Origin of the sequence: Streptomyces sp. SLBN-118 (assembly GCF_006715635.1) — a bacterium.
Lineage (GTDB): Bacteria > Actinomycetota > Actinomycetes > Streptomycetales > Streptomycetaceae > Streptomyces.
In genome coordinates, this window is the sequence record NZ_VFNP01000002.1 from 1,695,330 (window position 1) to 1,718,081 (window position 22,752).

A 22,752-nucleotide genomic window follows, 5' to 3' on the forward strand; every position below is an offset into this window, starting at 1 on the left:
ACGGCACCCACGTACCGAAGCACTGATCTACGACCTTACGGCGGGGGTCTGACAACGACTCCGACAACGCCTGCGCCGAACCCGCCGCGGTCAGGCAGCGGGCGGCAGCGGCAGCTCGGCGGGCGGTGGATCCGCAGTGGTTCCGGGATCCGTCTGCGCCTCGGGCACCTTCTCGGCTCCCGACTCCACGGCCGGCGGCTCGGCCGGCCCCGCCTCGACTTCACCCGACGAGAACTCCGCCGACGAAAGCTCGCCGGACGAAGGCTCGCCGGACCCCGCTTCGACGGCAGGCGGCTGTTCCTGCTCCCACTGGCTCACCTGCGCGGGCTGCTGGGCCGCGGGCCGTTCCTGCCCGGGCTGCTGGGCCCGTTCGAGGAAGCGCAACAGCTCCACCGGGAACGGCAGCACCAGCGTGGAGTTCTTCTCCGCCGCGACGGCCACCACGGTCTGCAACAGCCGGAGTTGAAGGGCCGCGGGCTGCTTGGACATCACTCCGGCCGCCTCGGCCAGCTTCTTGGACGCCTGCAGCTCCGCGTCGGCGTTGATGACCCTCGCCCGCCGCTCACGGTCCGCCTCGGCCTGCCGCGCCATCGAGCGCTTCATGGCCTCGGGCAGGGACACGTCCTTGATCTCCACCCGGTCGATCTGCACACCCCACCCCATGGCCGGACTGTCGATCATCAACTCCAGCCCCTGGTTGAGCTTTTCGCGGTTCGACAGCAGATCGTCCAGATCGCTCTTGCCGATGATCGACCGCAGCGAGGTCTGCGCCATCTGCGAGACCGCGAAACGGTAGTCCTCCACCTGCACCACCGCGTCCGCGGCGTCCACGACCTTGAAGTAGATCACCGCGTCGACGCGCACCGTCACGTTGTCCCTGGTGATGCCGTCCTGCGCGGGCACCGGCATCGTCACGATCTGCATGTTGACCTTGTGAAGCCGGTCCACGATCGGAACAATCATGGTGAATCCCGGGGGGCGCACCTGGCTCCGCAGCCGGCCGAGGCGGAGAACCACGCCCCGTTCGTACTGCTTGATCACCTTGGCGGCCGCCATGGCGTACACCGCGACGCAGGACGCCGCCGCTACGCCCGCAACCACCAGCTCTTCGACCATCGGGGCACCCCCTGCCGTCCGAGCCGGGCCTTATTACTACGGTATGCCCGGTATACCCCCTGGGTCGAGCCTCTAGCCCTCAGCAGCCGGGCGCCCCGGCAACGGAGGAAGGCCGCACCCCCTGAGAGAGTGCGGCCTTTCGCGAGCCGGGATTCGGCCTGGATGCGCTTGCGGACGAGGGCGACGAGGCGGCAGCTTGCCCGGCGGGCTCGACGCGGGTGCATCCTGGCAAGTAGGAGATGCGATGACGATGCGCACTGGGAGTGAACCGACGACTGCGCGCAGTCCCCTGCGGCTGCGATTCTGGCTGAGTGTATGGGGTCTGATCTGGGCCGCCGGGGGCACGGCGCTCTTCACCCTCTCGGACCACCCCGGCTGGGCCGCTGCCTGTGGCGTACTGCTGCTGATCACCGCGGTCGACCTGGCCCTGGTCCTGCACCACATCCACCAGGGCCCGCACTGGCAGCCGGGCCGCGACATCCCGCCCTACGAACCGGACCACGGCAACCCCCGCCGCCCGCGGCCGCAGCGCTAGGGTCTGTCACCCGTCGAAACGTGCCGCCTTCAGATACTCCGGCTTCGGGTCGAGCGCTGCCGCCAGTCGGAAGTGGCGCGTGGCTTGCTCGGGACGGCCCGCTCGCTCGAAGGTGCGCGCAAGCGCGAAGTGGGCGAAGGCGTTGTCCGGCTCGCGCTCCAGGACCAGCTCGAACTCGAGTTCGGCCGGGCGCAGTTGGGCGGCTGCGAAGAAGGCGCGGGCGCGCAGCAGCCGGGCCGCCGTGTTCTCGGGGTGGGCCGCGATCACCGAGTCCAGCAGTTTCACGGCGCCACGCGGATCCCTCGCGGCGAGCAACTGCTCTGCCGCGCGGTAGTCGATGACGTGCGTCTCCGGATTGCTCTTGGGCACGGTCGCATCCTTCCCCTCACTGCCGGGTTCCAACACCGCCTCCGGGAGCGGTATTCCGATCAGAATCCTGCCCCGCGCCCGCCCCGCGCCCGGTTTGAGGATGCCTAGCGGGAGCCCTGCCCGGAGGCTTCGGCCCGCTCCGTCAGTTCCGCCCAGACCTTCCGCACCTGCGGTTCCAGCTGCTCCAGCGGCCCGTCGTTGTCGATGACCAGATCGGCGACGGCCAGGCGCTGCTCGCGCGTGGCCTGCGCGGCCATCCGCGCACGCGCCTCGGACTCCGCCATCCCTCGCAGCCGCACCAGCCGGTCCAGCTGTGTCCCGGGTGCGGCGTCGACCACGACCACCAGGTCGTACAGCGGTGACAGCTTGTTCTCGGTGAGCAGCGGTACGTCATGCACAACGACCGCGTCCGGCGCGGCCGCCGTCTCCAGCTCCATCGAGCGGGCCCCCACCAGCGGGTGGACGATCGCGTTGAGCGTCGCCAGGCGATCGGCGTCGGCGAAGACGACGGAGCCGAGCTTCGGCCGGTCCAGCGCGCCCTTCGGGTCGAGAATTTCCGGGCCGAAGGCCTCGACGACGGCCGCGAGCCCGGGCGTCCCCGGCTCCACCACCTCGCGAGCGATCTTGTCGGCGTCGATCAGCACGGCTCCGTACGACTCGAGGAGACGCGAAACTTCACTCTTGCCGGCACCGATCCCGCCGGTCAGGCCCACCTTCAGCATGGCCCGCAGCCTACGCGAGCGCTCTACGCGTCGCCCTCCCGCTCGGCGAGGAAGCGTTCGAATTCACGGCCGAGCTCGTCGGCGGACGGCAGGTCCACGGGCTCCGCGACCAGACTGCCCCTGGTCTCCGCGCCCGCCATCGCGTCGTACTGGTTCTCAAGGCCCTGGACCAGGGCCACCATTTCCTCGTCGCCCTCACCGATCTGTCGGTCGATCTCCGTCTGGGTGCGGTGCGCTTCGGTACGCAGCGAATGCGCGACGCCCGGCAGCACGAGGCCCGTGGCAGCCGTGATCGCCTCCAGGGCGGTCAGCGCGGCGTCCGGGTAGGAGGAGCGGGCGACATAGTGCGGCACATGGGCCGCCACACCGAGAACGTCGCGGCCGGACTCCATCAGGCGGTACTCGACCAGCGACTCCGCGCTGCCCGGCACCTGGGCTTCGTCGAAGGGGCTGCGGTGGCCCGGCATCAGGTCCGTGCGGTTGCCGTGCGGGGTGAGGCCGACGGGGCGGGTGTGCGGGACGCCCATGGGGATGCCGTGGAAGTTTACCGCGAGCCGCACTCCGAGCCGCTCGACGATCTGTCCGACGGCCGCGGCAAAGCGCTCCCACTCGACGTCCGGCTCGGGTCCGGACAGCAGCAGGAACGGTGCGCCCGTGGCGTCTTGGACGAGCCTGACCTCCAGGCTCGGGGTCTCGTACGCACTCCATCGGTCGCGCCGGAAGGTCAGCAGCGGGCGGCGGGCCCGGTAGTCCACCAGCCTGTCGTGATCAAAGCGGGCGACCACCTGGTGCGGCAGTGTGTCCAGCAGGTTGTCGACGATCTGCTCGCCGGTTTCTCCCGCGTCGATGTATCCCTCGAAGTGGTACAGCATGACAAGGCCGGCTGACTCCTGCGCCAGCGCCATGTCGACGACGGCGAGGCCCTTCGGCTCCCATTCGTACAAACCCTGCGGATCAAGCACGGTTACCGCTCCTCCTCGTGTTCGTAGACAAGAACGCCCGGTGACGGACGGGCATTCCCACCTCACGCGACGAACACGTCGCCGGACATCGCCGAACACATCGCCGGTCAGGCTCACTTCGGTCCCGGGCGGTCACGTCCTCACGCAGTAAGGCCCGCTCCCCAGAGGGAGCGGGCCTTACTTTCAGCTGGTCACCAGCTGGGGCAGAGCGTCAGCTCTGGCCACCGGCCAGCTTCTCGCGCAGGGCAGCCAGGGCCTCGTCCGACGCCAGGGCGCCGGAGTTGTCGTCCGACTCCGAGGAGTACGAACCACCCGTGACACCCGCACCGGCACCCGCACCCGGCGCCGGGGCTGCAGCGCCCTCGGCGGCAGCGGCCTCGTCGGCCTCGCGGGACTTGATGACCTGGGCCTGGTGCTGCTCGAAGCGGGTCTGCGCCTCGGCGTACTGGGTCTCCCACGCCTCGCGCTGGGTCTCGAAGCCCGCCAGCCAGTCGTTGGTCTCCGGGTCGAAGCCCTCGGGGTAGATGTAGTTCCCCTGGTCGTCGTACGACGCGGCCATGCCGTACAGCGTCGGGTCGAACTCGACCGAGGCCGGGTCGGCACCGAAGGACTCGTTGGCCTGCTTCAGCGAGAGGCTGATGCGACGGCGCTCGAGGTCGATGTCGATGACCTTGACGAAGATCTCGTCGTTGACCTGGACGACCTGCTCCGGGATCTCCACGTGGCGCTCGGCCAGCTCGGAGATGTGGACCAGGCCCTCGATGCCCTCGTCGACGCGCACGAACGCACCGAACGGAACGAGCTTGGTGACCTTACCCGGGACGACCTGACCGATCTGGTGGGTCCGGGCGAACTGCTGCCACGGGTCTTCCTGCGTCGCCTTGAGCGACAGGGAGACGCGCTCGCGGTCCATGTCGACGTCGAGGACCTCGACGGTGACTTCCTGGCCGACCTCGACAACCTCGGAGGGGTGGTCGATGTGCTTCCAGGAGAGCTCGGAGACGTGGACGAGACCGTCGACGCCACCCAGGTCCACGAAGGCACCGAAGTTGACGATCGAGGAGACGACGCCGGAGCGGACCTGACCCTTCTGCAGGGTCGTGAGGAACGTCTGGCGAACCTCGGACTGGGTCTGCTCCAGCCAGGCACGGCGGGACAGGACCACGTTGTTGCGGTTCTTGTCCAGCTCGATGATCTTCGCCTCGAGCTCCTTGCCCACGTAGGGCTGGAGGTCGCGGACACGGCGCATCTCGACGAGAGATGCCGGCAGGAAGCCACGGAGGCCGATGTCGAGGATGAGACCACCCTTGACGACCTCGATGACGGTGCCGGTGACGATGCCGTCCTCTTCCTTGATCTTCTCGATGGTGCCCCAGGCGCGCTCGTACTGGGCACGCTTCTTCGAGAGGATCAGGCGGCCTTCCTTGTCCTCCTTCTGGAGAACCAGGGCCTCGATCTCGTCGCCGACCTTGACGACCTCGTTCGGGTCGACGTCGTGCTTGATCGAGAGCTCGCGGCTCGGGATGACACCTTCGGTCTTGTAACCGATGTCGAGCAGGACCTCGTCCCGGTCGACCTTCACGATGACGCCGTCGACGATGTCGCCGTCGTTGAAGTACTTGATCGTCTCGTCGATCGCGGCGAGGAAAGCTTCCTCGTTACCGATGTCGTTGACCGCTACCTGCGGAGTGGTGGCGGTGGTCTCGGTGCTGCTCGTCATGTGGGAAAGGGCTCCGGTACGGACAGTGAGTCGTAGGTACTGCTACGCCGAGAGCCCGTATCGCAGCTGCAGAAGCCGGACAGCCTGGGAAGCGCCTCTCCGGAAAAGAGGGGCGCCTCGTGAACCGAGGGGACATACAACAGATGCGAGCGCGGCCTGCTCTGTCTGAGGCGCGCAGGCCCGCAGCGCAACTTGTAGCATACGGGGGCAGCCGGACACGGTCAATGCGCGAAGGCGCACACCCGGGGCGGAATGCCGCATAACCGGCACAACTCACCACGCAGCAGGGCCTCATATCGGTTCAGCACGAGGCCGCACCGTCCGCCATTGGCGGTGCTGAACGCAAACTACAACGACGGTGACGATGTTCCAAGATTTTGAGCCGGAAGCGACTCGCCGTATCGCCGGCGACTCGGAGAGCAGTCGCGCGAGCCGCGGCTGGTGGGACCGGAACGCCGATGAGTACCAGACCGAGCACGGGGCGTTCCTGGGCGACGACCGCTTTGTCTGGGGCCCCGAAGGGCTCGACGAGGCCGACGCCGCACTGCTGGGTCCCGCAGGGTCGCTGAAGGGGCTCGACGTCCTGGAGATCGGGGCGGGCGCGGCACAGTGCTCGCGCTGGCTCGCCGCCCAGGGCGCGCGCCCGGTGGCCCTGGACCTCTCCCACCGCCAGCTCCAGCACGCGCTCCGGATCGGCGACGACGTTCCGCTGGTCGAGGCGGACGCGGGTGCGCTGCCCTTCCGGGACGGCTCCTTCGACCTCGCATGCTCGGCCTACGGGGCGGTCCCCTTCGTCGCCGACCCGGTCAAGGTCTTCCAGGAGGTACGGCGAGTGCTGCGTCCGGGCGGGCGCTGGGTCTTCTCGGTCACGCACCCGATCCGCTGGGCGTTTCCCGACGAGCCGGGTCCCGAGGGTCTTTCGGTGGCCGCCTCGTACTTCGACCGCACCCCGTACGTCGAGCAGGACGAGCAGGGGCGCGCGGTGTACGTGGAGCACCACCGGACGATCGGCGACCGGGTGCGGGACGTGGTGGCCGGGGGGTTTCGCCTGCTGGATCTGGTCGAGCCGGAGTGGCCCGCCTGGAACAGCCAGGAGTGGGGCGGCTGGTCCCCGCTGCGCGGGAATCTGATTCCCGGCACGGCGATCTTCGTCTGTGAGCGTGACTGAGGGGTGTCCCGGTGATCCGCGACGACGCCCTCGCCGGCCTTCCCGTGCACGCCGCCGTGCCCGCGCTCACGCATGCGCTCGACGCGCACGGGTGCGCGGTGCTGTGCGCGCCGCCGGGGACCGGCAAGACCACCCTCGTACCGCTGGTGCTCTCCGGCCTGGTCGGCGACGGCCCGCCACGGCGCGTCCTGGTCGCCGAACCACGGCGGATCGCGGCCCGCGCGGCCGCGCGCCGGATGGCGTGGCTGCTGGGTGAGCGGGTGGGCGACAAGGTCGGCCACACCGTGCGCGGTGAGCGCGTGGTGGGGCGCGGGACGGTCGTCGAAGTGGTGACCACCGGCGTACTGCTCCAGCGGCTGCAGCGCGACCAGGAGTTGGCCGGGGTCGACGTGGTGGTCGTCGACGAATGCCATGAGCGCCATCTGGACGCGGACACCGTGGCTGCCTTTCTGCTGGATGTACGGGCAGCTCTGCGGCCGGAGCTGCGGCTGGTGGCGGCCTCGGCGACGACGGACGCGCAGGGCTGGGCACGGCTGCTGAACGACGCGCCGGTGGTGGAGGCCAAGGGCGTCGCACATCCGGTGGATGTGGTGTGGGCGCCTCCTGCCGGGGCCGTGCGGCCGCCGCACGGGATGCGGGTCGATCCCGCGCTGCTGACGCATGTGGCCTCGGTGGTGCGGCGTGCGTTGGCCGAGCGTACGGGCGACGTGCTCTGCTTCCTGCCCGGCGTCGGCGAAATCGGCCGGGTGGCGGGCCAGTTGAACGGTGTCGGCGCCGAGGTGCTCCAGGTCCACGGACGGGCGCCCGCCGCCGTGCAGGACGCGGTGCTGTCCGGCGGCCCCGGGCGCCGCGTCGTGCTCGCGACCTCGGTGGCCGAGTCGTCCCTGACGGTGCCGGGGGTGCGGGTCGTGGTCGACTCCGGTCTGGCCCGGGAACCGCGCACCGATCACGCACGTGGGCTGAGCGCGCTGACCACGGTGCGTGCCTCACGGGCAGCGGCTCGCCAGCGCGCCGGACGGGCGGGGCGCGAGGCTCGCGGCGTGGTGTACCGCTGCTGGTCGGAGGCCGAGGACAGCCGGCTGACGCGCTTCCCCTCTCCTGAGATCAAGGTGGCGGACCTGACGGCGTTCGCCCTTCAGGCCGCCTGCTGGGGCGACCCGTCGGCCGGGGGCCTGGCACTTCTCGACCCTCCCCCGGCCGGAGCGATGGCGGCGGCGCGGTCCGTGCTGACGGCGATCGGCGCGGTGGACGCGACGGGCCGGGCGACCGCACGGGGCGTACGGATGGCCCGGCTGGGCCTGCATCCCCGGCTGGCACGAGCGCTGCTCGACGGCGCACGGGAGGTGGGCGTACGACGGGCTGCGGAAGTGGTGGCGCTGCTCAGCGAGGAGCCGCCGAGGGAATACGGCGACGATCTGGCGGCGGCGTGGCGCACAGCCCGCAGAGGCGGCGACGCGTATGCGGCGCGGTGGCGGGCGGAGGCGGGTCGCCTGGCGTCGGGGCTGGACGGCCGAGGCCGTCCGGCGATTGAGGACGGCCATGGCGGGCGCACTGAGGTGGAGCCCCACCACGTGGCGCAGCCGGACACATCACAGCCGGGAAGCGGCGGGACAAAGGTGAGGCACACCGACGACTCCGTCGTCGGGCTCGTCGCCGCGCTCGCCTTTCCCGAGCGCGTCGCGCGGGCCCAGGGCGAAGGCACCTTCCTCATGGCCTCGGGGACCGGAGCCGAGCTCGGCGGCGGTTCGGGGCTGCGCAGTGCGCCCTGGCTGGCCGTGGCCGTCGCCGACCGGCCCGCGCATGCCGCATCGGCGCGGGTGCGGCTAGCCGCCGTCATCGACGAGGACACCGCCCGTACGGCCGCCGCGCATCTGCTCGTCGCGGGCGAGGAGGTCCACTGGGAGAACGGCGATGTCGTCGCCCGCGAGGTGGAACGGCTGGGCGCCATCCAGCTGTCGGTTCGCGCGCTGAAGGACCCCGACCCCTCTCTTGTCCGCGCGGCGCTGCTCGACGGGCTACGGCGCGAGGGGCTCGGCCTGCTGCGCTGGACCCGCGATGCAAAGGGCCTGCGCGAGCGGCTCGCCTTTGTGCACCGGGTACTGGGTGAGCCCTGGCCGGAGGTGTCGGACGCCGCGCTGCTGGACCGTACGGACGATTGGCTGGAACCGGAGCTGTCGAGGGCGCGGCGGCGGGCGGATCTCGGGCGTATCCAGGCGGCGCAGGCGCTCCAGCGGCTGCTGCCCTGGGCGACCGGGGACGCGGCGCGCCTCGACGAGCTGGCGCCGGAGCGGATCGAAGTGCCGAGCGGTTCGCGGATCCGGGTCGAGTACGGCGGGGAGCAGCCGGTGCTGGCGGTCAAGCTGCAGGAGCTGTTCGGCCTGCGCGACACACCCACGGTCTCGGGCGTGCCGGTGCTGGTGCATCTGCTCTCGCCCGCCGGGCGGCCCGCGGCCGTCACCGCGGACCTGGCCTCCTTCTGGAGGGAGGGATACCGGTCCGTACGGGCCGAGTTGCGCGGCCGCTATCCCAAGCACCCCTGGCCGGAGGACCCTTCGACGGCCGAGCCGACCCGGTACACCAAGGCGCGATTCAGCCGGGAGAGCTGAGGCCGGGGCCGTCAGGCGGGCACGGGCTCCGGGGCGCGCTCCGCCGCCGGTGCCCGCGGCCGGCGGCTGCGGGCCTCCAGTACCAGGGCGAGTGCCAGCAGCCCGGTGCCGAGCACCACGAAGCCCCACGGCAGATACGAGGTCATGAGGAGCACCATCCGGCGGTTCGACTTGACCAGATCGACCGTGTAGTCCACATAGTCGGGGCGCATCTTCACATGCCCGGCGAACGCGGTGACCTTGTCCCGTCCGCCCAGCAGGGTGCCGCCGCGCAGCTCCTCCTGGTGGATCTCCTCGCCGTTGACGGGCCCGCCGGTGACCGGGTCGACCCAGAACATCCGCTTCGTCGTGTACCAGCGGGTGGTTCCGGTCTGCTTCTCCAGCGTGGTCGCGTCGACGCCGGGGATGGGCATCTTCTTCGGGTAGGGCACCTTGGTCCAGGGGATGGTCTGCTCGAAGTAGTAGACCTCGAGCCCCCGGAAGGTACGCGTCCCCATGTAATGAATGGGCGCGGAGGTGCGGGCCTGGGCGTCGAAGTACTCGTAGTCCCGCTTCTCCGTGAGGAAGGGCCACTTGAACTCGATTCCCTCACGCCGCACCGCGTCCCCGTCGACCATTTCCCCGGTGGCGTGCACGGGCGCCTGGCTGTGGGCGTCGAAGACATAGCGCTCGGGAATCTGGGAGACCATCTTGCCGTCGGGCCCCTGGACATAGGAGAGGGCGTCCCAGACGACGACATCGCGGCCCGCGCTGCGTTCGATCTTCTCGGACTCCTCCACATTGCCCTTGAGGGTCTGCACGACGGTGACCTTCGCGACCCGCTTCGCCTGGAGCGTGCCGTAGTCGAGGAGGGTCGCGGGCTTCGCCTCCAGCACCACCTCCTGGTACTGGCTGGGCGGGATCTTGACCAGGCGCGGGAAGGCGTACCAGCGCAGCAGCGGCGACAGCGCGGTGAAGAAGACGGCCAAGGCGAGGAGTACGAGGCTCGCTCTGCGGCGCATGGTCCGGTCCCTCCTACTTCTTGGGGCCCGGGACGGTGGTCAGCAGCGGCTTCGGAGAAGTTTCGCCGGGCGGCGCGCCCATCGCCGAGATGATGACGACCAGGACGAGGGCGGCGGCAAGCCCGATGGCGGCGGCGACGAGGGCGCGCATGCTCGGCCTCCCGGGGGCTCGGATCCGGACGGAACTGATACAGCGTCAGGGCTGGGGCACCGTAGCAATCGAACCGCGAGATGAGAACACGTTGCACCGCCCCTGTGCCGGGCGGCGGCACAGGGGCGGTACGGGATTTAGGCGATTCAGGCCGCCGGTGCGGCGACCTTGAGCTCGATGTCCACGCTCCCACCGCCCGGCGCGGTGAGGCGGAGCATGAAGGTGCCGGTCTGGTCGTCCGCGAAGATCTTCGGGAGCTTCAGGATGCCATTGGCGTCGGCCTTCAGGTCCGTGAGGGTACGGATCACCTTGCCCTCGGCGTCCTTGAAGTAGGGGCCCTTGTCGTTCACGGCCGGATTGTCCGCGGCGGTCATCATGGTGGCGGTGACCGCCACGCCCGCGGCGACGGCGCCCTCATAGGTGGCCTTGACCTCGCAGGTGTCCGCGAACTCCGTGCCGGGGGCGGCGCTCAGGACCTTGTCGTCGGTCCGCGCGATGACGTCCGCGGCCCGGACGGTGACGGTCGCGGTGAAGTCGGCCGGGGGCAGCACCCGGCCGCCCGCGACCGTCGCCCGGACGGTGAAGAAGCCGGTCTTCTCGCCCGCGTGCATGGTGGGCGATGTGACCGTGCCGTCGGCGCCGGTGTACAGGACCACGGAGGCCTTCCCGCCGGTGAAGCGGGTGTCGGTGTCGCCGACGATCTCGAAGCGGACGGCCTGGGTCGCGACGGACTTGCCCGCGGTGTTCGTCACCCGCACCGTGGCCCGCTCGGTGAAGTCGTGGCCGGCCATGGCGCTCAGCGCGCCGGTGCCCGCGTCCTCGATGCGTGCCACGGGGGACGGGGTCGGCGTGGGCGTCGGGGTGGGTGTCGGCGTCGGAGTCGGCTTGGGGGTGGCGGGCTTCGCCGGTGTGGGGGTCGGCTTCGGGGTGCCACTGGGCGTGGGCGTGGGGGTGGTGGCGGGCGTTGTGCCGGGGGTTGTGCCGGGGCCGCTGTCGGGCCCGTTGGGGCTCGGCAGAACACCGGTGCCGTCCGGGACCTCGTGGGTGCCGTGCTTGTAGTACTCGAACCAGGACAGGACCGTATGCAGATACTCCTGCGAGTGGTTGTAGCCCAGGATCGCGCTGTCGAGATCGGACTTGACCGCCAGGTTCCGGCCGTCGGCGCACAGATAGCGCCCGGCGGCGAGCGCCGCGTCGTAGATGTTGTTGGGGTCGCGGCGGCCGTCGGCGTTGGCGTCCTGGCCCCACTTCTCCCAGGTGGAGGGGATGAACTGCATCGGGCCGACCGCGCGGTCGTGCGTCGAGTCACCGTCGTACGCACCGTTGTCGGTGTCCGAAATATTCGCGAAGCCGACGCCGTTGAGAACCGGACCGAGGATCGGCGAGAGCGTGGTGCCGTGGGCGTCGACATTGCCGCCGCGCGCCTGGCCCGACTCCACCTTGCCGATGGCGGCGAGCAGTTGCCACGGCACATGGCAGCCGGGATCGGAGGCGGCTATCGTCTGCTCGGCCTGCTTGTAGGCCGCGAGGACTGTGGCCGGAATGCCCGATTCGGCAGGGCCCGTCACGGGGAGATCCACGGAAGTGCCCGGTTTGTCGGGGGTGCTCAGTGGTGGAAGGTCCGTGTAGTACGGGGAGTTGCCGGTGACCGGGGTACCGGGCGGCGGGGTGACGTCGGAAGCACCTTGCGTCTCGCCCGGGGCGGCATGCGTGATGCCGGGCGCCCCTGAGGCGGAGAGTGCGGCCACGGCAGCCGCTGCCACGGCTGTGGTGGTGGCTCCCCTGCGCAGTCGGCGGCCGAAGTGCGCTGCCATACGTCTGTCCCTCCCCGGAAACGGCTGCCCGCGCTCCCCAGCCCGGACTCAGGTGACCCTACGGCACTTGCATGCCATGGGGCACCGGCCCCTGACCGCTTTTCACCGGTTCGCCATCTGCCGGTCGCCCGCAATCCGGAGTCCGAACCCGGAGTTCGAACATCACGCATACTTGACGTGGTTGATCGACAACGATCCACGGGGTTCCAGGGGGGCACGACCATGCCGTTCACGCTGAGCCATGCCGCGGCGGTGCTGCCGGGCATCCGCAAGGACGGGGCCGGGCGCGGACCGTTGCTCGCCTCGGCGCTCGTGATGGGCTCCTTCGCCCCCGACATGACGTACTTCGCGGCCACCGCGATTCCGGGCGGGATGGAGTTCGGGACGTTCACCCATGCCCCGCTCGGCGTGCTGACCGTGGACGTGGCGATCACGGCGGCGCTGGTGGCGGTGTGGGTGTTGGTGCGTGAGCCGCTGCCGGCACTGCTGCCGGCCTCCTGGCAGGGGCGGGTTCACGCTCTCGTCAGCGGGGGTGAGCGGCGCGGCACGGACCGGCGGCACCTGGCGACGGCGCTGCGGTTCTATGTCTCGGCGGTGCTGGGCGCGAGCACGCATATCGTGTGGGACGCCTTCACCCACCACGACGAGTGGGGCACACGGCTGCTGCCGGTCCTGAACGAGACGGTGGCCGGAATGCCCCTCTTTTCGTATGCGCAGTACGGAAGTTCGGTGCTGGGCCTGGTGGTGCTGGGATGGTTCGCGGCGTCTGCGCTGCGCCGTCAGCCCGCGGTCACGGCGCCCCCGTCGGTGCGGCTCCTCGACGGACGGGAGCGGCGGCTCGCGTCGGCGCTGCTGGGAGGGTGCGTACTGCTCGGCGTCATTCAGCGGTGCGCGCGCTGGTACGCGTACTACGGGCAGGCCGACTCGCCCCTCGACATCATCCCGACGGCATGCTTCGGGGCGGGGGCGGGGCTGGCGGTGGGGCTTGTGGTGTACGGGGCGGGGATGCGGTGGCGCGGGCGCGCGGTGGAGCGGGTCTGAAGCAGGCGCCTGCGGCGGGGCAGCTCCCCAACCCGCCTCCCCCTACGGCCTGGTGGCCGTGGGAGATACCCCGTCCCGCTGTGACATTTTGCGGCTCCGCCGCGTGAGGGGCTCCGCCCCAGACCTCGCATGCGACCTTCGGCCCATGTCCTCAAACGCCGGACAGGCTGAAATGTCGGCTCAGCCGCACCTTCAGCCCGGCGGCGTTCGAGGAGCAGCTCCGGGGCGGAGTCCCGGTCGGGATGGGTACCCCACGGACGCCAGGCCGTGGAGGAGGGCCGGAACAGCCCCGCGCAGCGGCCCGCATCAGTGCGCCGCCGACTCCCAGTCCGCGCCGACTCCCACCGAGACGTCCAGCGGCGCGCTCAGCGACACCGCCGCGGACATCTCCTTCCGTACCAGCGCCTCAACCCTCTCGCGCTCACCCGGCCAGATCTCCAGCACGATTTCGTCGTGGACCTGGAGCAGCAGCCGGGAGGAGAGCTTCGCCTCCCTCAGCGCCCGGTCGACGTTCAGCATGGCGACCTTGACGATGTCCGCCGCGGTGCCCTGGATCGGGGCGTTGAGCGCCATCCGCTCGGCCGCCTCGCGGCGCTGGCGGTTGTCGCTGTTCAGATCGGGCAGGTAACGGCGGCGGCCGAGCATCGTCTCGGTGTAGCCGGTCACCCGGGCCTCCACAACGACGCGGTGCAGATAGTCGCGTACGCCGCCGAAGCGCTCGAAGTAGGTGTCCATCAGGCCGCGTGCCTCGGCGGGATCGATGTTCAGCTGCTGGGAGAGGCCGAACGCCGAGAGCCCGTACGCCAGTCCGTACGACATGGCCTTGATCTTGCGGCGCATCTCGGCGTCGACGCCGGACTTGTCCACACTGAACACTTGGGAGGCAACGGTGGTGTGCAGGTCCTCGCCGGAGGCGAACGCCTCCAGCAGGCCTTCGTCCTCCGACAGATGCGCCATCACACGCAGCTCGATCTGGCTGTAGTCCGCGGTCATCAGGGACTCGAAGCCCTCGCCGACGACGAAGCCCCGGCGGATCGCGCGGCCCTCGTCGGTCCGCACCGGCACGTTCTGCAGGTTCGGGTCGGTGGAGGAGAGGCGGCCGGTCGCGGCGACGATCTGGCTGAAGCTGGTGTGGACCCGGCCGTCCGCCGCGATCGTCTTGATCAGGCCTTCGACGGTGACGCGCAGCTTCGCCTGCTCGCGGTGGCGCAGCATGAGGACCGGAAGTTCGTGCTCGGTCTGGGCGGCCAGCCAGGCCAGCGCGTCCGCGTCCGTGGTGTAACCGGTCTTGGTCTTCTTGGTCTTGGGGAGATTCAGCTCGCCGAAGAGGACTTCCTGAAGCTGCTTGGGCGAGCCGAGGTTGAACTCGTGCCCGACGGAGGCGTGCGCCTCCTTCACGGCCTGCTGCACGGCGCCGGCGAACTGCTGCTCCATGGCCTCCAGATGGGGCCGGTCGGCGGCGATACCGTGCCGCTCCATGCGGGCGAGCAGCGCGGAGGTGGGCAGTTCGACGTCGTGCAGCAGCTGGGCCGCGCCGACCTCGGACAGTCGCTCGGTGAAGGCGTCGCCGAGGTCGAGGACCGCGCGGGCCTGGGACATCAGGGCGTCGGCCTCGGCCTGCTCGTCCTCGGAGCCGAAGGCGAGCTGGCCGTCGGCCGCCGCCGGGGCGAGCTCCCGGCCCAGATACTCCACGGAGAGCGCGTCGAGCGCGAAGGAGCGGCGGCCCGGCTTGACCAGATAGGCGGCGAGCGCGGTGTCCATGGTGACGCCGTCGACGCTCCAGCCGTGCTCGGGGAAGACCCGCATCGCGTTCTTGGCGTTGTGCATGACCTTCGGCCGGTCCGCGGCCGCGATCCAGTCGGCGAAGGCGCGCTCGTCGGCTTCGTCGAGCTGGGTGGTGTCGAACCAGGCGGCCGGACCGGCGGCGGAGGCGAGCGCGATCTCGGTGACACTGCCGGTGCCGAGCGCCCAGGTGTCGACGGTGGCCATGCCGAGCGGCTGGGTGCCGTGCTCCCGGAGCCAGGGGGCGAGCTCGCCGGTGCCGAGGACCGTGCCGTCCAGCTCGACGCCCGCTGCGGGGGCCGGGGCCTCGTCCTCCTGAGCGCCCGGGTCGACGGCGAGCAGCCGCTCGCGAAGGCTCGGGTTCCGGATCTCCAGTACTTCCAGGAACCCCTTCAGCGCGGTCCTGTCGTAGGGCGCGCGCTCCAGGTCCGCGACGGTCCTGGGCAGCTCCACGTCCCGCACCAGCTCAGTGAGGTGGCGGTTGAGCTTGACGGATTCCAGGTGGTCGCGCAGGGCCTGGCCGACCTTGCCCTTGACCTCGTCGGCACGCTCCACCAGTTCCGCGAACGAACCGAACTGGCTGATCCACTTCGTGGCGGTCTTCTCACCGACACCGGGGATGCCCGGCAGGTTGTCCGACGGATCGCCGCGCAGGGCCGCGAAGTCGGGGTACTGCTGGGGGGTCAGTCCGTACTTCTCCTGGACCTTCTCCGGGGTGAAGCGGGTCAGCTCGGAGACGCCCTTGGTCGGATAGAGCACGGTGGTGTGCTCGCTGACCAGCTGGAAGGAATCCCGGTCACCGGTGACGATCAGCACGTCGAAACCGGCGGCCTCGGCCTGGGTGGCGAGGGTGGCGATGACGTCGTCGGCCTCGAAGCCGTCCACCGCGAACCGCACCGCGTTCATGGTGTCGAGGAGCTCGCCGATCAGCTCGACCTGACCCTTGAACTCGTCAGGGGTCTTGGAGCGGTTCGCCTTGTACTCGGGGAAGTCCTGCGAGCGCCACGTCTTGCGGGAGACGTCGAACGCCACCGCGAAATGCGTGGGCGACTCGTCGCGCAGCGTGTTCGCCAGCATCGACGCGAAGCCGTAGATGGCGTTGGTCGGCTGGCCGGTCGCGGTCGTGAAATTCTCCGCGGGCAGCGCGAAGAACGCCCGGTACGCCAGGGAGTGCCCGTCCATGAGGAGCAGGCGCGGTCGGTTGTCTGCGGTCTTCTTCGACGCTGTCTCAGCCACGTCCACGATCCTGCCACGGACCACTGACATTCCAGACCGTGGGAGAGCGTGACAGGATCGAGGGCGTACACAGCACACGCAGGCTCAAGGGAGAGCGCGATGGCCACCAAGCCACCCTCAGGTGATCCGGTCCAGGACGCGCCGCAGGTCGCGCCCCCGCAGCACGCCGCCGCCGGCATCCCCGCCATCGCGCACACGCTGCGTATCGCTCAGCAGCAGATGGGAGTGCGCCGCAGCGCGCAGACTCTCCTCAAGGTCAACCAGAAGGACGGCTTCGACTGTCCGGGCTGCGCATGGCCGGAGGGCGACAAGCGGCACACCGCGGAGTTCTGCGAGAACGGAGCGAAGGCGGTCGCCGAGGAGGCGACGCTGCGCCGGGTGACACCCGAGTTCTTCGCCGAGCACACCCTCGCGGACCTTGCTTCCCGCAGCGGGTACTGGCTGGGACAGCAGGGCCGTATCACCCGGCCCATGTACCTTCCTGAGGGCGCGGAACGGTACGAACCGGTCAGCTGGGAGCAGGCCTTCGCGATCATCGCCGAGGAGCTCACCGCGCTGGACTCCCCCGACGAGGCGCTCTTCTACACCTCCGGCCGCACCAGCAACGAGGCCGCCTTCCTGCTCCAGCTCTTCGCCCGCGAGTTCGGCACCAACAATCTCCCCGACTGCTCCAACATGTGCCACGAGTCATCGGGCTCTGCGCTCACCGAGACGATCGGCATCGGCAAGGGCAGCGTCTCGCTGGAGGATCTCCACCAGGCGGATCTGATCATCGTGGCCGGGCAGAACCCGGGCACCAACCATCCACGGATGCTCAGCGCCCTGGAGAAGGCCAAGAACGCGGGCGCGAAGATCATTTCGGTGAACCCGCTGCCCGAGGCCGGTATGGAGCGGTTCAAGAATCCGCAGACCCCGCGCGGCATGCTCAAGGGCACCGCTCTCAACGATCTCTTCCTGCAGATCCGTATCGGCGGCGACCAGGCCCTGTTCCGGCTGCTGAACAGGCTGGTCCTCGAGACCGAGGGCGCGGTCGACGAGGAGTTCGTACGCGAACACACCCATGGGTACGAGGAGTTCGCGGCCGCCGCACGCGCCGCCGACTGGGACGAGACGCTTGCCGCCACCGGTCTCGGGCGCTCCGAGATCGAACAGGCCCTCGCCATGGTCCTGGCATCCAGGCGCACCATCGTGTGCTGGGCGATGGGTCTGACCCAGCACAAGCACGCCGTGGCGACCATCCGTGAGGTGGTCAACTTCCTGCTGCTGCGCGGCAACATCGGCCGCCCGGGCGCGGGCGTCTGCCCGGTGCGCGGGCACTCCAACGTCCAGGGCGACCGCACGATGGGCATCTTCGAGCGGCCCTCGCCCGCCTTCCTGGACGCTCTGGAGAAGGAGTTCGGCTTTGCCCCGCCGCGCCACCACGGCTTCGACGTCGTACGGTCCATCCAGGCACTGCGCGACGGCGAGGCGAAGGTGTTCTTCGCCATGGGCGGCAACTTCGTCGCAGCGACTCCCGACACCGAGGTCACGGAGGCCGCGATGCGGCGGGCCCGCCTGACCGTCCATGTGTCGACCAAGCTGAACCGTTCGCACGCCGTGACGGGCACCCGGGCGCTGATCCTGCCCACCCTCGGCCGTACCGACAAGGACGTCCAGGCCGGTGGCCGGCAAGTGGTGACGGTCGAGGACTCGATGGGCCTGGTCCACGCCTCCCGCGGCAACCTGGCCCCGGCGAGCCCCGATCTGCTGTCCGAACCGGCGATCGTGACCCGGATGGCACGCGCCGTCCTCGGCCCCTCCTCGACGACGCCCTGGGAGGACTTCGAGAAGGACTACGGGACCATCCGCGACCGCATCGCGCGCGTCGTGCCCGGCTTCGAGGACTTCAACGCCAAGATCACCCGTCCCGGCGGCTTCACACTCCCCCACGCCCCGCGCGACGAGCGTCGCTTCCCCACCACCACGGGGAAGGCCAACTTCACTGCGGCGCCGGTCGAGTTCCCCGAGGTGCCCGCGGGCCGGCTGCTGCTGCAGACACTGCGCTCGCACGATCAGTACAACACCACGATCTACGGTCTCGACGACCGCTACCGGGGCATCAAGGGCGGCCGCCGGGTCGTCCTGGTGAATCCGCAGGACGCCCGGGAGCTGGGTCTGGCAGACGGTTCGTACGCCGATCTGGTCAGCGAGTGGAAGGACGGCGTGGAGCGCCGGGCCCCCGGTTTCCGCGTGGTGCACTACCCCACCGCCAGGGGCTGCGCGGCCGCGTACTACCCGGAGACCAATGTGCTCATCCCGCTGGACTCCACGGCCGACACCAGCAACACCCCGGCGAGCAAGTCCGTGGTGATCCGCTTCGAGCGTGCCGAGTAGGAGCACCCGGGGAATGACGCCTCCCCGTCTAAGCGTTCGCTCAGGCATCTGATAAGACGGTGCACACAGCACGCAAGGTACTGAGATCGGAGCCGGACCCCCATGGGCGAGCAGAGAACCGTGAAGTTCCCGCAAGAGGTCATCGACGAATACGCAGAGCTCGGGGTCGACCTGCCCGCGCTCTTCTCCGCCGGACATCTGGGCAACCGCATGGGCGTCCAGATCGTCGAGGCCTCGGCGGAGCGCGTCGTGGGCACGATGCCGGTCGAGGGCAACACTCAGCCGTACGGCCTGCTGCACGGCGGCGCCTCCGCCGTACTGGCGGAGACGCTCGGCTCCATCGGCTCGATGCTTCACGGCGGGACCGCCAAGATCGCCGTCGGCGTCGATCTCAACTGCACGCACCACCGCGGCGTCCGGTCCGGCATGGTCACGGGCGTGGCAACACCTGTGCACCGCGGCCGCAGCACGGCGACGTACGAGATCGTCATCTCCGACGAGCAGGACAAGCGGGTCTGCACGGCGCGGCTGACGTGTCTGCTGCGCGAAGCCACGGGTCCGGCCGGAGGCTGACGCGCCCGGCCATTGTCGCGCCCCGGGCCCGGCGTCTAGCGTTCCTCGTATGAGGCCAGGACCACCGCCCCGGGGCGCGCTGTTGCTCGTGTGCACACTCGCGTTCGCGATCGCCGCCCTCGCCGGTTGCGGGGGCGGCTCGCGCAGCGAGAGCCACGCCGGTCCCTCGCCCCGGGCGACGCCTCCCGAGAAGCTGTGCGAGCAGCTGATATCCCACTGGGCACGAGTCGTGCTCGACGGGGGCAAGTCGGCCAATCTGGACTACCAGGCCATGGGCCTGTCCGGCGGACAGAACCAGATCCTGCTGGACGTGACCGCCGCCGCCCGCGCCGAGCAGAGGCGCCAAGGGGCGGATGCAGCAAGGAAGTTGATTGACAGTCAGGCTGCGGCACGGTGCGCTGAGCGCTACCGTGGCGGGACCCCCACTGGAGGCCCCTGGCAATGAGCGGAGTCGGCCCGGTCGAGCCGGGCGATGGCACATACGCGCCGGACGGCGCCTCCGCTCCATCCCCGCTTCGGCTCGCGCACGGCCGAGCGGCGGACTTCGCGGCGCGACACCGCCCCGCCGTCGTCGGCGGCGCCCTGGCGGGGATCCTCGCCGCGGGCGCGTCATACCTCTATATGAGCCGCCCGACGCCACCTCCGCCGCCGCCGACGCCCTGGCCCTCGCAAGCGGTCGTGCTGGCTTACGGGGCGCCTGCCCGGCCGGTCACGGCGGACGATTCGTTCGACTTCACCGTCACTGTCAGTACAGCCTCCGGACCCCCGGTAACGGTTGAGCGAATCACGCAGACCTCGGCAGGCCTGTGGGTCTCGAGCAAACCCGCGACACCGTTCACCGTGAGTACGGGAAAGCCACGCAAAGTACTCGTCACGGTTCATGTGTCGGAATGCCGAACAGTGGCACGGAATGCCGGTCTCCCCTTCCTTGACGTAACCCTGCGTAATGCGCGCGCAATGCAAGAGCACAGTTACATTCTGGGCGATCGGTACGCCCGAGACCTGGCCAGGGCGGTTGGCAGTGCGTGCCCTCAAGATCAAATGTCAGGACTCAAACCCACAAACGGTCCTGCGCGTTCTCAGCATGCGGACAAGACGAACCGGTCTGAAATCCCCCGTTCCACCCACGGAAATCCGCTATCCATTACGCCGCGGCATAACAAGAGCGTCACATCCTTGCCCAGACCACTCCACCTCCCCCAATACCGCGCTTAGAGTCACCGCCAGTCACCGCGCCACCGGATTACCTTCAGTTCGGTTCCAGCGCTCGACTCGGTACGTCCCACAGGGGGCGGCCGTGCCAGGTGAAAGGACTGATCGTGCGTCAACGTTCGCTTGTAGCCATCACGGCTGCGCTCACCGCGGGAGCCCTGACGCTCACCGCTTGTGGCTCGCGCGACGACAAGAACAGTGGGGCCGAGAGCGGCGGGGGGACCACGGTCGTCATCGGCGTCGATGCCCCTCTGACCGGTGAGCTCTCCGCACTGGGTCTCGGCATCAAGAACTCTGTCGATCTCGCAGCCAAGCAGGCCAACGCCAAGAAGTACGTCAAGGGCGTCACCTTCAAGGTGGAGGCCTTCGACGACCAGGCTCAGCCGTCCTCCGGACAGCAGAACGCCACCAAGTTCGTCGCCAACAAGGACGTCCTCGGTGTCGTCGGCCCGCTGAACTCCTCCGTGGCCGAGTCCATGCAGAAGGTGTTCGACGACGCCAAGCTGGCCCAGGTCTCGCCCGCCAACACCAACCCGGCCCTGACCCAGGGACCGAAGTGGAACGGCGGCGAGAAGGCCAGGCCGTACAAGTCGTACTTCCGCACCGCGACCACGGACGCCATCCAGGGCCCGTTCGCCGCGCAGTACCTCTTCAACGACGCCAAGAAGAAGAACGTCTTCATCATCGATGACAAGAAGACGTACGGTGCCGGCCTCGCCGCCACCTTCAAGGCGGAGTTCGAGAAGCTCGGCGGCAAGGTCGCCGGCACCGAGCACGTGAACCCTGACACCAAGGACTTCGCGGCCGTCGTCACCCAGATCAAGAGCTCCAAGGCCGACGTCGTCTACTACGGCGGCGAGTACCCGGTCGCGGGCCCGCTCAGCAAGCAGATCAAGAAGTCCGGTGCCGCCATCCCGCTCGCCGGCGGCGACGGCATCTACAGCGCCGACTTCATCAAGCTCTCCGGCAAGGAGGGCGTGGGCGACCTCGCCACCTCCGTCGGCGCGCCGGTCGAGGAGCTCCCCTCGGCCAAGGACTTCGTCGCCAACTACAAGGCGGCCGGTTACAAGGAGGCCTACGAGGCCTACGGCGGCTACTCGTACGACTCCGCGTGGTCGATCATCGAGGCCGTGAAGAAGGTCGTCGAGGGCAACGACGGCAAGCTTCCCTCCGACGCGCGCGCCAAGGTCATCGAGGCACTTCAGGGTGTTTCCTTCGACGGTGTGACCGGCAAGGTCTCCTTCGACGAGTTCGGCGACGCCACCAACAAGCAGCTCACGGTCTACAAGTACGAGGGCACCGCCTGGAAGGCCGTCAAGTCCGGCACCTTCGCCGGCTGATCGTCACTCCGTAACACCTCACCTGCCGCGCGGGGCGCCCCGCAAGACAAGCGCCCCGCGCGGTGTCACATCCGTCGAAAGACTCGGAGGACCTGCGGTGCACGAACTGCCGCAACAGCTGGTCAACGGCCTGCTACTGGGATCCATGTACGGGCTCGTCGCCATCGGGTACACGATGGTTTATGGCATTGTCCAGCTCATCAACTTCGCCCATGGCGAGATCTTCATGACCGGAGGGTTCGGGGCTCTCACGGTCTGGCTCATCCTTCCCACCGGCACCACCATGTGGCTCGCCCTGCCACTCATGCTGGTCGGCGCGATCATCGTCGCCACCACTATCGCCGTCGGGGCGGAACGCTTCGCCTACCGACCGCTGCGCACCGCGCCCCGCCTCGCACCGCTCATCACCGCCATCGGGCTCTCCCTCGCCCTCCAGCAGGCGGTGTGGGCCTGGTACCCCGAGGCGAAGTCCTCCCGTACCTTCCCCGAAATCCCAGGTGGCCCCTTCCACCTCGGCTCGATCACCATCCAGACCGGTGACGTCTTCCTGCTGATAGCCGCCCCCATCTGCATGGCGATCCTCGCGTTCTTCGTCATGAAGACCCGCACCGGACGCGGTATGCAGGCCACCGCCCAGGATCCGGACACGGCCAAGCTCATGGGCATCAACACCGACCGCATCATCGTGGTCGCGTTCGCCCTCGGTGCCGCGTTCGCCGCCGTGGGAGCCGTCGCGTACGGCCTCAAGTACGGCGAAGTGAACTTCCGCATGGGCTTCATCCTCGGCCTCAAGGCGTTCACCGCGGCCGTCCTCGGCGGTATCGGCAACATCTACGGCGCCATGCTCGGCGGTCTCGCCCTGGGCATCGCCGAGACCATGGCCACGGCCTACATCAACGACATCCCCGGCATGCAGCAGCTCGGCGGCCAGTCCTGGGCCGACGTCTGGGCCTTCGTACTTCTCATCGTCGTGCTCCTCGTCAGGCCACAAGGCCTCCTCGGCGAGCGCGTCGCGGACAGGGCGTGACACC

Annotated in this window: 18 protein-coding genes; 9 read left to right on the forward strand and 9 right to left on the reverse strand. The window is 69.5% G+C overall.

Going from position 1 to position 22,752, the window contains the following annotated elements; genetic code table 11:
• Nucleotides 1–90: 90 nt before the first annotated feature.
• On the reverse strand, nt 91–1,116 hold the full coding sequence (locus FBY35_RS26385) for a slipin family protein (RefSeq protein ID WP_142216462.1): 1,026 nt from the start codon (nt 1,114–1,116) through the stop codon (nt 91–93).
• Nucleotides 1,117–1,366: 250 nt separating this feature from the next.
• On the opposite strand from FBY35_RS26385, the gene FBY35_RS26390 reads away from it, so the two are divergent.
• Nucleotides 1,367–1,651 (forward strand): DUF6343 family protein, encoded by a 285-nt coding sequence (locus FBY35_RS26390; RefSeq protein ID WP_142218179.1) that lies wholly within the window; start codon nt 1,367–1,369, stop codon nt 1,649–1,651.
• Nucleotides 1,652–1,657: 6 nt separating this feature from the next.
• Here the strand turns inward: FBY35_RS26390 and FBY35_RS26395 are convergent, their stop codons facing one another.
• From FBY35_RS26395 to rpsA, 4 genes are all read right to left on the reverse strand, one after another.
• The gene (locus FBY35_RS26395; protein WP_142216463.1) at nt 1,658–2,020 is read right to left on the reverse strand and encodes a tetratricopeptide repeat protein; all 363 of its coding nucleotides are present in this window, start codon (nt 2,018–2,020) and stop codon (nt 1,658–1,660) included.
• Nucleotides 2,021–2,124: 104 nt separating this feature from the next.
• Nucleotides 2,125–2,742: a dephospho-CoA kinase gene (gene coaE, locus FBY35_RS26400; protein WP_142216464.1), complete on the reverse strand. Its 618-nt coding sequence runs from the start codon at nt 2,740–2,742 to the stop codon at nt 2,125–2,127.
• Between the two features lie 23 nt (nt 2,743–2,765).
• Nucleotides 2,766–3,704: a PAC2 family protein gene (locus tag FBY35_RS26405; protein ID WP_142216465.1), complete on the reverse strand. Its 939-nt coding sequence runs from the start codon at nt 3,702–3,704 to the stop codon at nt 2,766–2,768.
• A 211-nt stretch (nt 3,705–3,915) separates the two neighbouring features.
• Complete coding sequence (gene rpsA / locus FBY35_RS26410) at nt 3,916–5,424, reverse strand: 30S ribosomal protein S1 (protein WP_142216466.1); 1,509 nt, start codon at nt 5,422–5,424, stop codon at nt 3,916–3,918.
• Between the two features lie 364 nt (nt 5,425–5,788).
• Here rpsA and FBY35_RS26420 point away from each other — a divergent pair, with 364 nt between their 5' ends.
• Both FBY35_RS26420 and hrpB read left to right on the forward strand, forming a co-directional pair.
• Nucleotides 5,789–6,592, forward strand: a complete 804-nt coding sequence (locus FBY35_RS26420; protein WP_142216467.1) for a class I SAM-dependent methyltransferase — start codon at nt 5,789–5,791, stop codon at nt 6,590–6,592.
• 11 nt (nt 6,593–6,603) lie between these two features.
• Nucleotides 6,604–9,198 carry an ATP-dependent helicase HrpB gene (hrpB, locus tag FBY35_RS26425; RefSeq protein ID WP_142216468.1) on the forward strand — a complete coding sequence of 865 codons (2,595 nt, stop codon included), beginning with the start codon at nt 6,604–6,606 and terminating at the stop codon, nt 9,196–9,198.
• An 11-nt stretch (nt 9,199–9,209) separates the two neighbouring features.
• Here the strand turns inward: hrpB and FBY35_RS26430 are convergent, their stop codons facing one another.
• From FBY35_RS26430 to FBY35_RS26440, 3 genes are all read right to left on the reverse strand, one after another.
• On the reverse strand, nt 9,210–10,199 hold the full coding sequence (locus tag FBY35_RS26430) for a DUF3068 domain-containing protein (RefSeq protein ID WP_142216469.1): 990 nt from the start codon (nt 10,197–10,199) through the stop codon (nt 9,210–9,212).
• A 13-nt stretch (nt 10,200–10,212) separates the two neighbouring features.
• On the reverse strand, nt 10,213–10,350 hold the full coding sequence (locus tag FBY35_RS26435) for an SPW_0924 family protein (RefSeq protein WP_142216470.1): 138 nt from the start codon (nt 10,348–10,350) through the stop codon (nt 10,213–10,215).
• Between the two features lie 146 nt (nt 10,351–10,496).
• The gene (locus tag FBY35_RS26440; RefSeq protein WP_142216471.1) at nt 10,497–12,164 is read right to left on the reverse strand and encodes a lytic transglycosylase domain-containing protein; all 1,668 of its coding nucleotides are present in this window, start codon (nt 12,162–12,164) and stop codon (nt 10,497–10,499) included.
• 222 nt (nt 12,165–12,386) lie between these two features.
• Between FBY35_RS26440 and FBY35_RS26445 the strand changes: the two genes are divergently transcribed.
• A complete protein-coding gene (locus FBY35_RS26445) occupies nt 12,387–13,205 on the forward strand; it encodes a DUF4184 family protein (RefSeq protein ID WP_142216472.1) in 819 nt (272 codons plus the stop codon).
• A gap of 306 nt (nt 13,206–13,511) precedes the next feature.
• Here FBY35_RS26445 and polA read toward each other — a convergent pair whose 3' ends face one another.
• Nucleotides 13,512–16,223, reverse strand: coding sequence for a DNA polymerase I (gene polA / locus FBY35_RS26450; RefSeq protein ID WP_142216473.1), 2,712 nt, complete (start codon nt 16,221–16,223; stop codon nt 13,512–13,514).
• Between the two features lie 99 nt (nt 16,224–16,322).
• Between polA and FBY35_RS26455 the strand changes: the two genes are divergently transcribed.
• The 5 genes from FBY35_RS26455 (at nt 16,323) to FBY35_RS26480 (ending at nt 22,748) form a co-directional block, all read left to right on the forward strand.
• Nucleotides 16,323–18,596, forward strand: coding sequence for an FdhF/YdeP family oxidoreductase (locus FBY35_RS26455; RefSeq protein WP_142216474.1), 2,274 nt, complete (start codon nt 16,323–16,325; stop codon nt 18,594–18,596).
• A gap of 102 nt (nt 18,597–18,698) precedes the next feature.
• On the forward strand, nt 18,699–19,169 hold the full coding sequence (locus FBY35_RS26460; RefSeq protein WP_142216475.1) for a PaaI family thioesterase: 471 nt from the start codon (nt 18,699–18,701) through the stop codon (nt 19,167–19,169).
• Nucleotides 19,170–19,218: 49 nt separating this feature from the next.
• Nucleotides 19,219–19,614, forward strand: a complete 396-nt coding sequence (locus FBY35_RS26465; RefSeq protein ID WP_142216476.1) for a hypothetical protein — start codon at nt 19,219–19,221, stop codon at nt 19,612–19,614.
• Between the two features lie 874 nt (nt 19,615–20,488).
• A complete protein-coding gene (locus FBY35_RS26475) occupies nt 20,489–21,721 on the forward strand; it encodes a branched-chain amino acid ABC transporter substrate-binding protein (protein ID WP_142216477.1) in 1,233 nt (410 codons plus the stop codon).
• A 97-nt stretch (nt 21,722–21,818) separates the two neighbouring features.
• On the forward strand, nt 21,819–22,748 hold the full coding sequence (locus FBY35_RS26480) for a branched-chain amino acid ABC transporter permease (protein WP_142216478.1): 930 nt from the start codon (nt 21,819–21,821) through the stop codon (nt 22,746–22,748).
• The last annotated feature ends 4 nt before the right edge of the window (nt 22,749–22,752 follow it).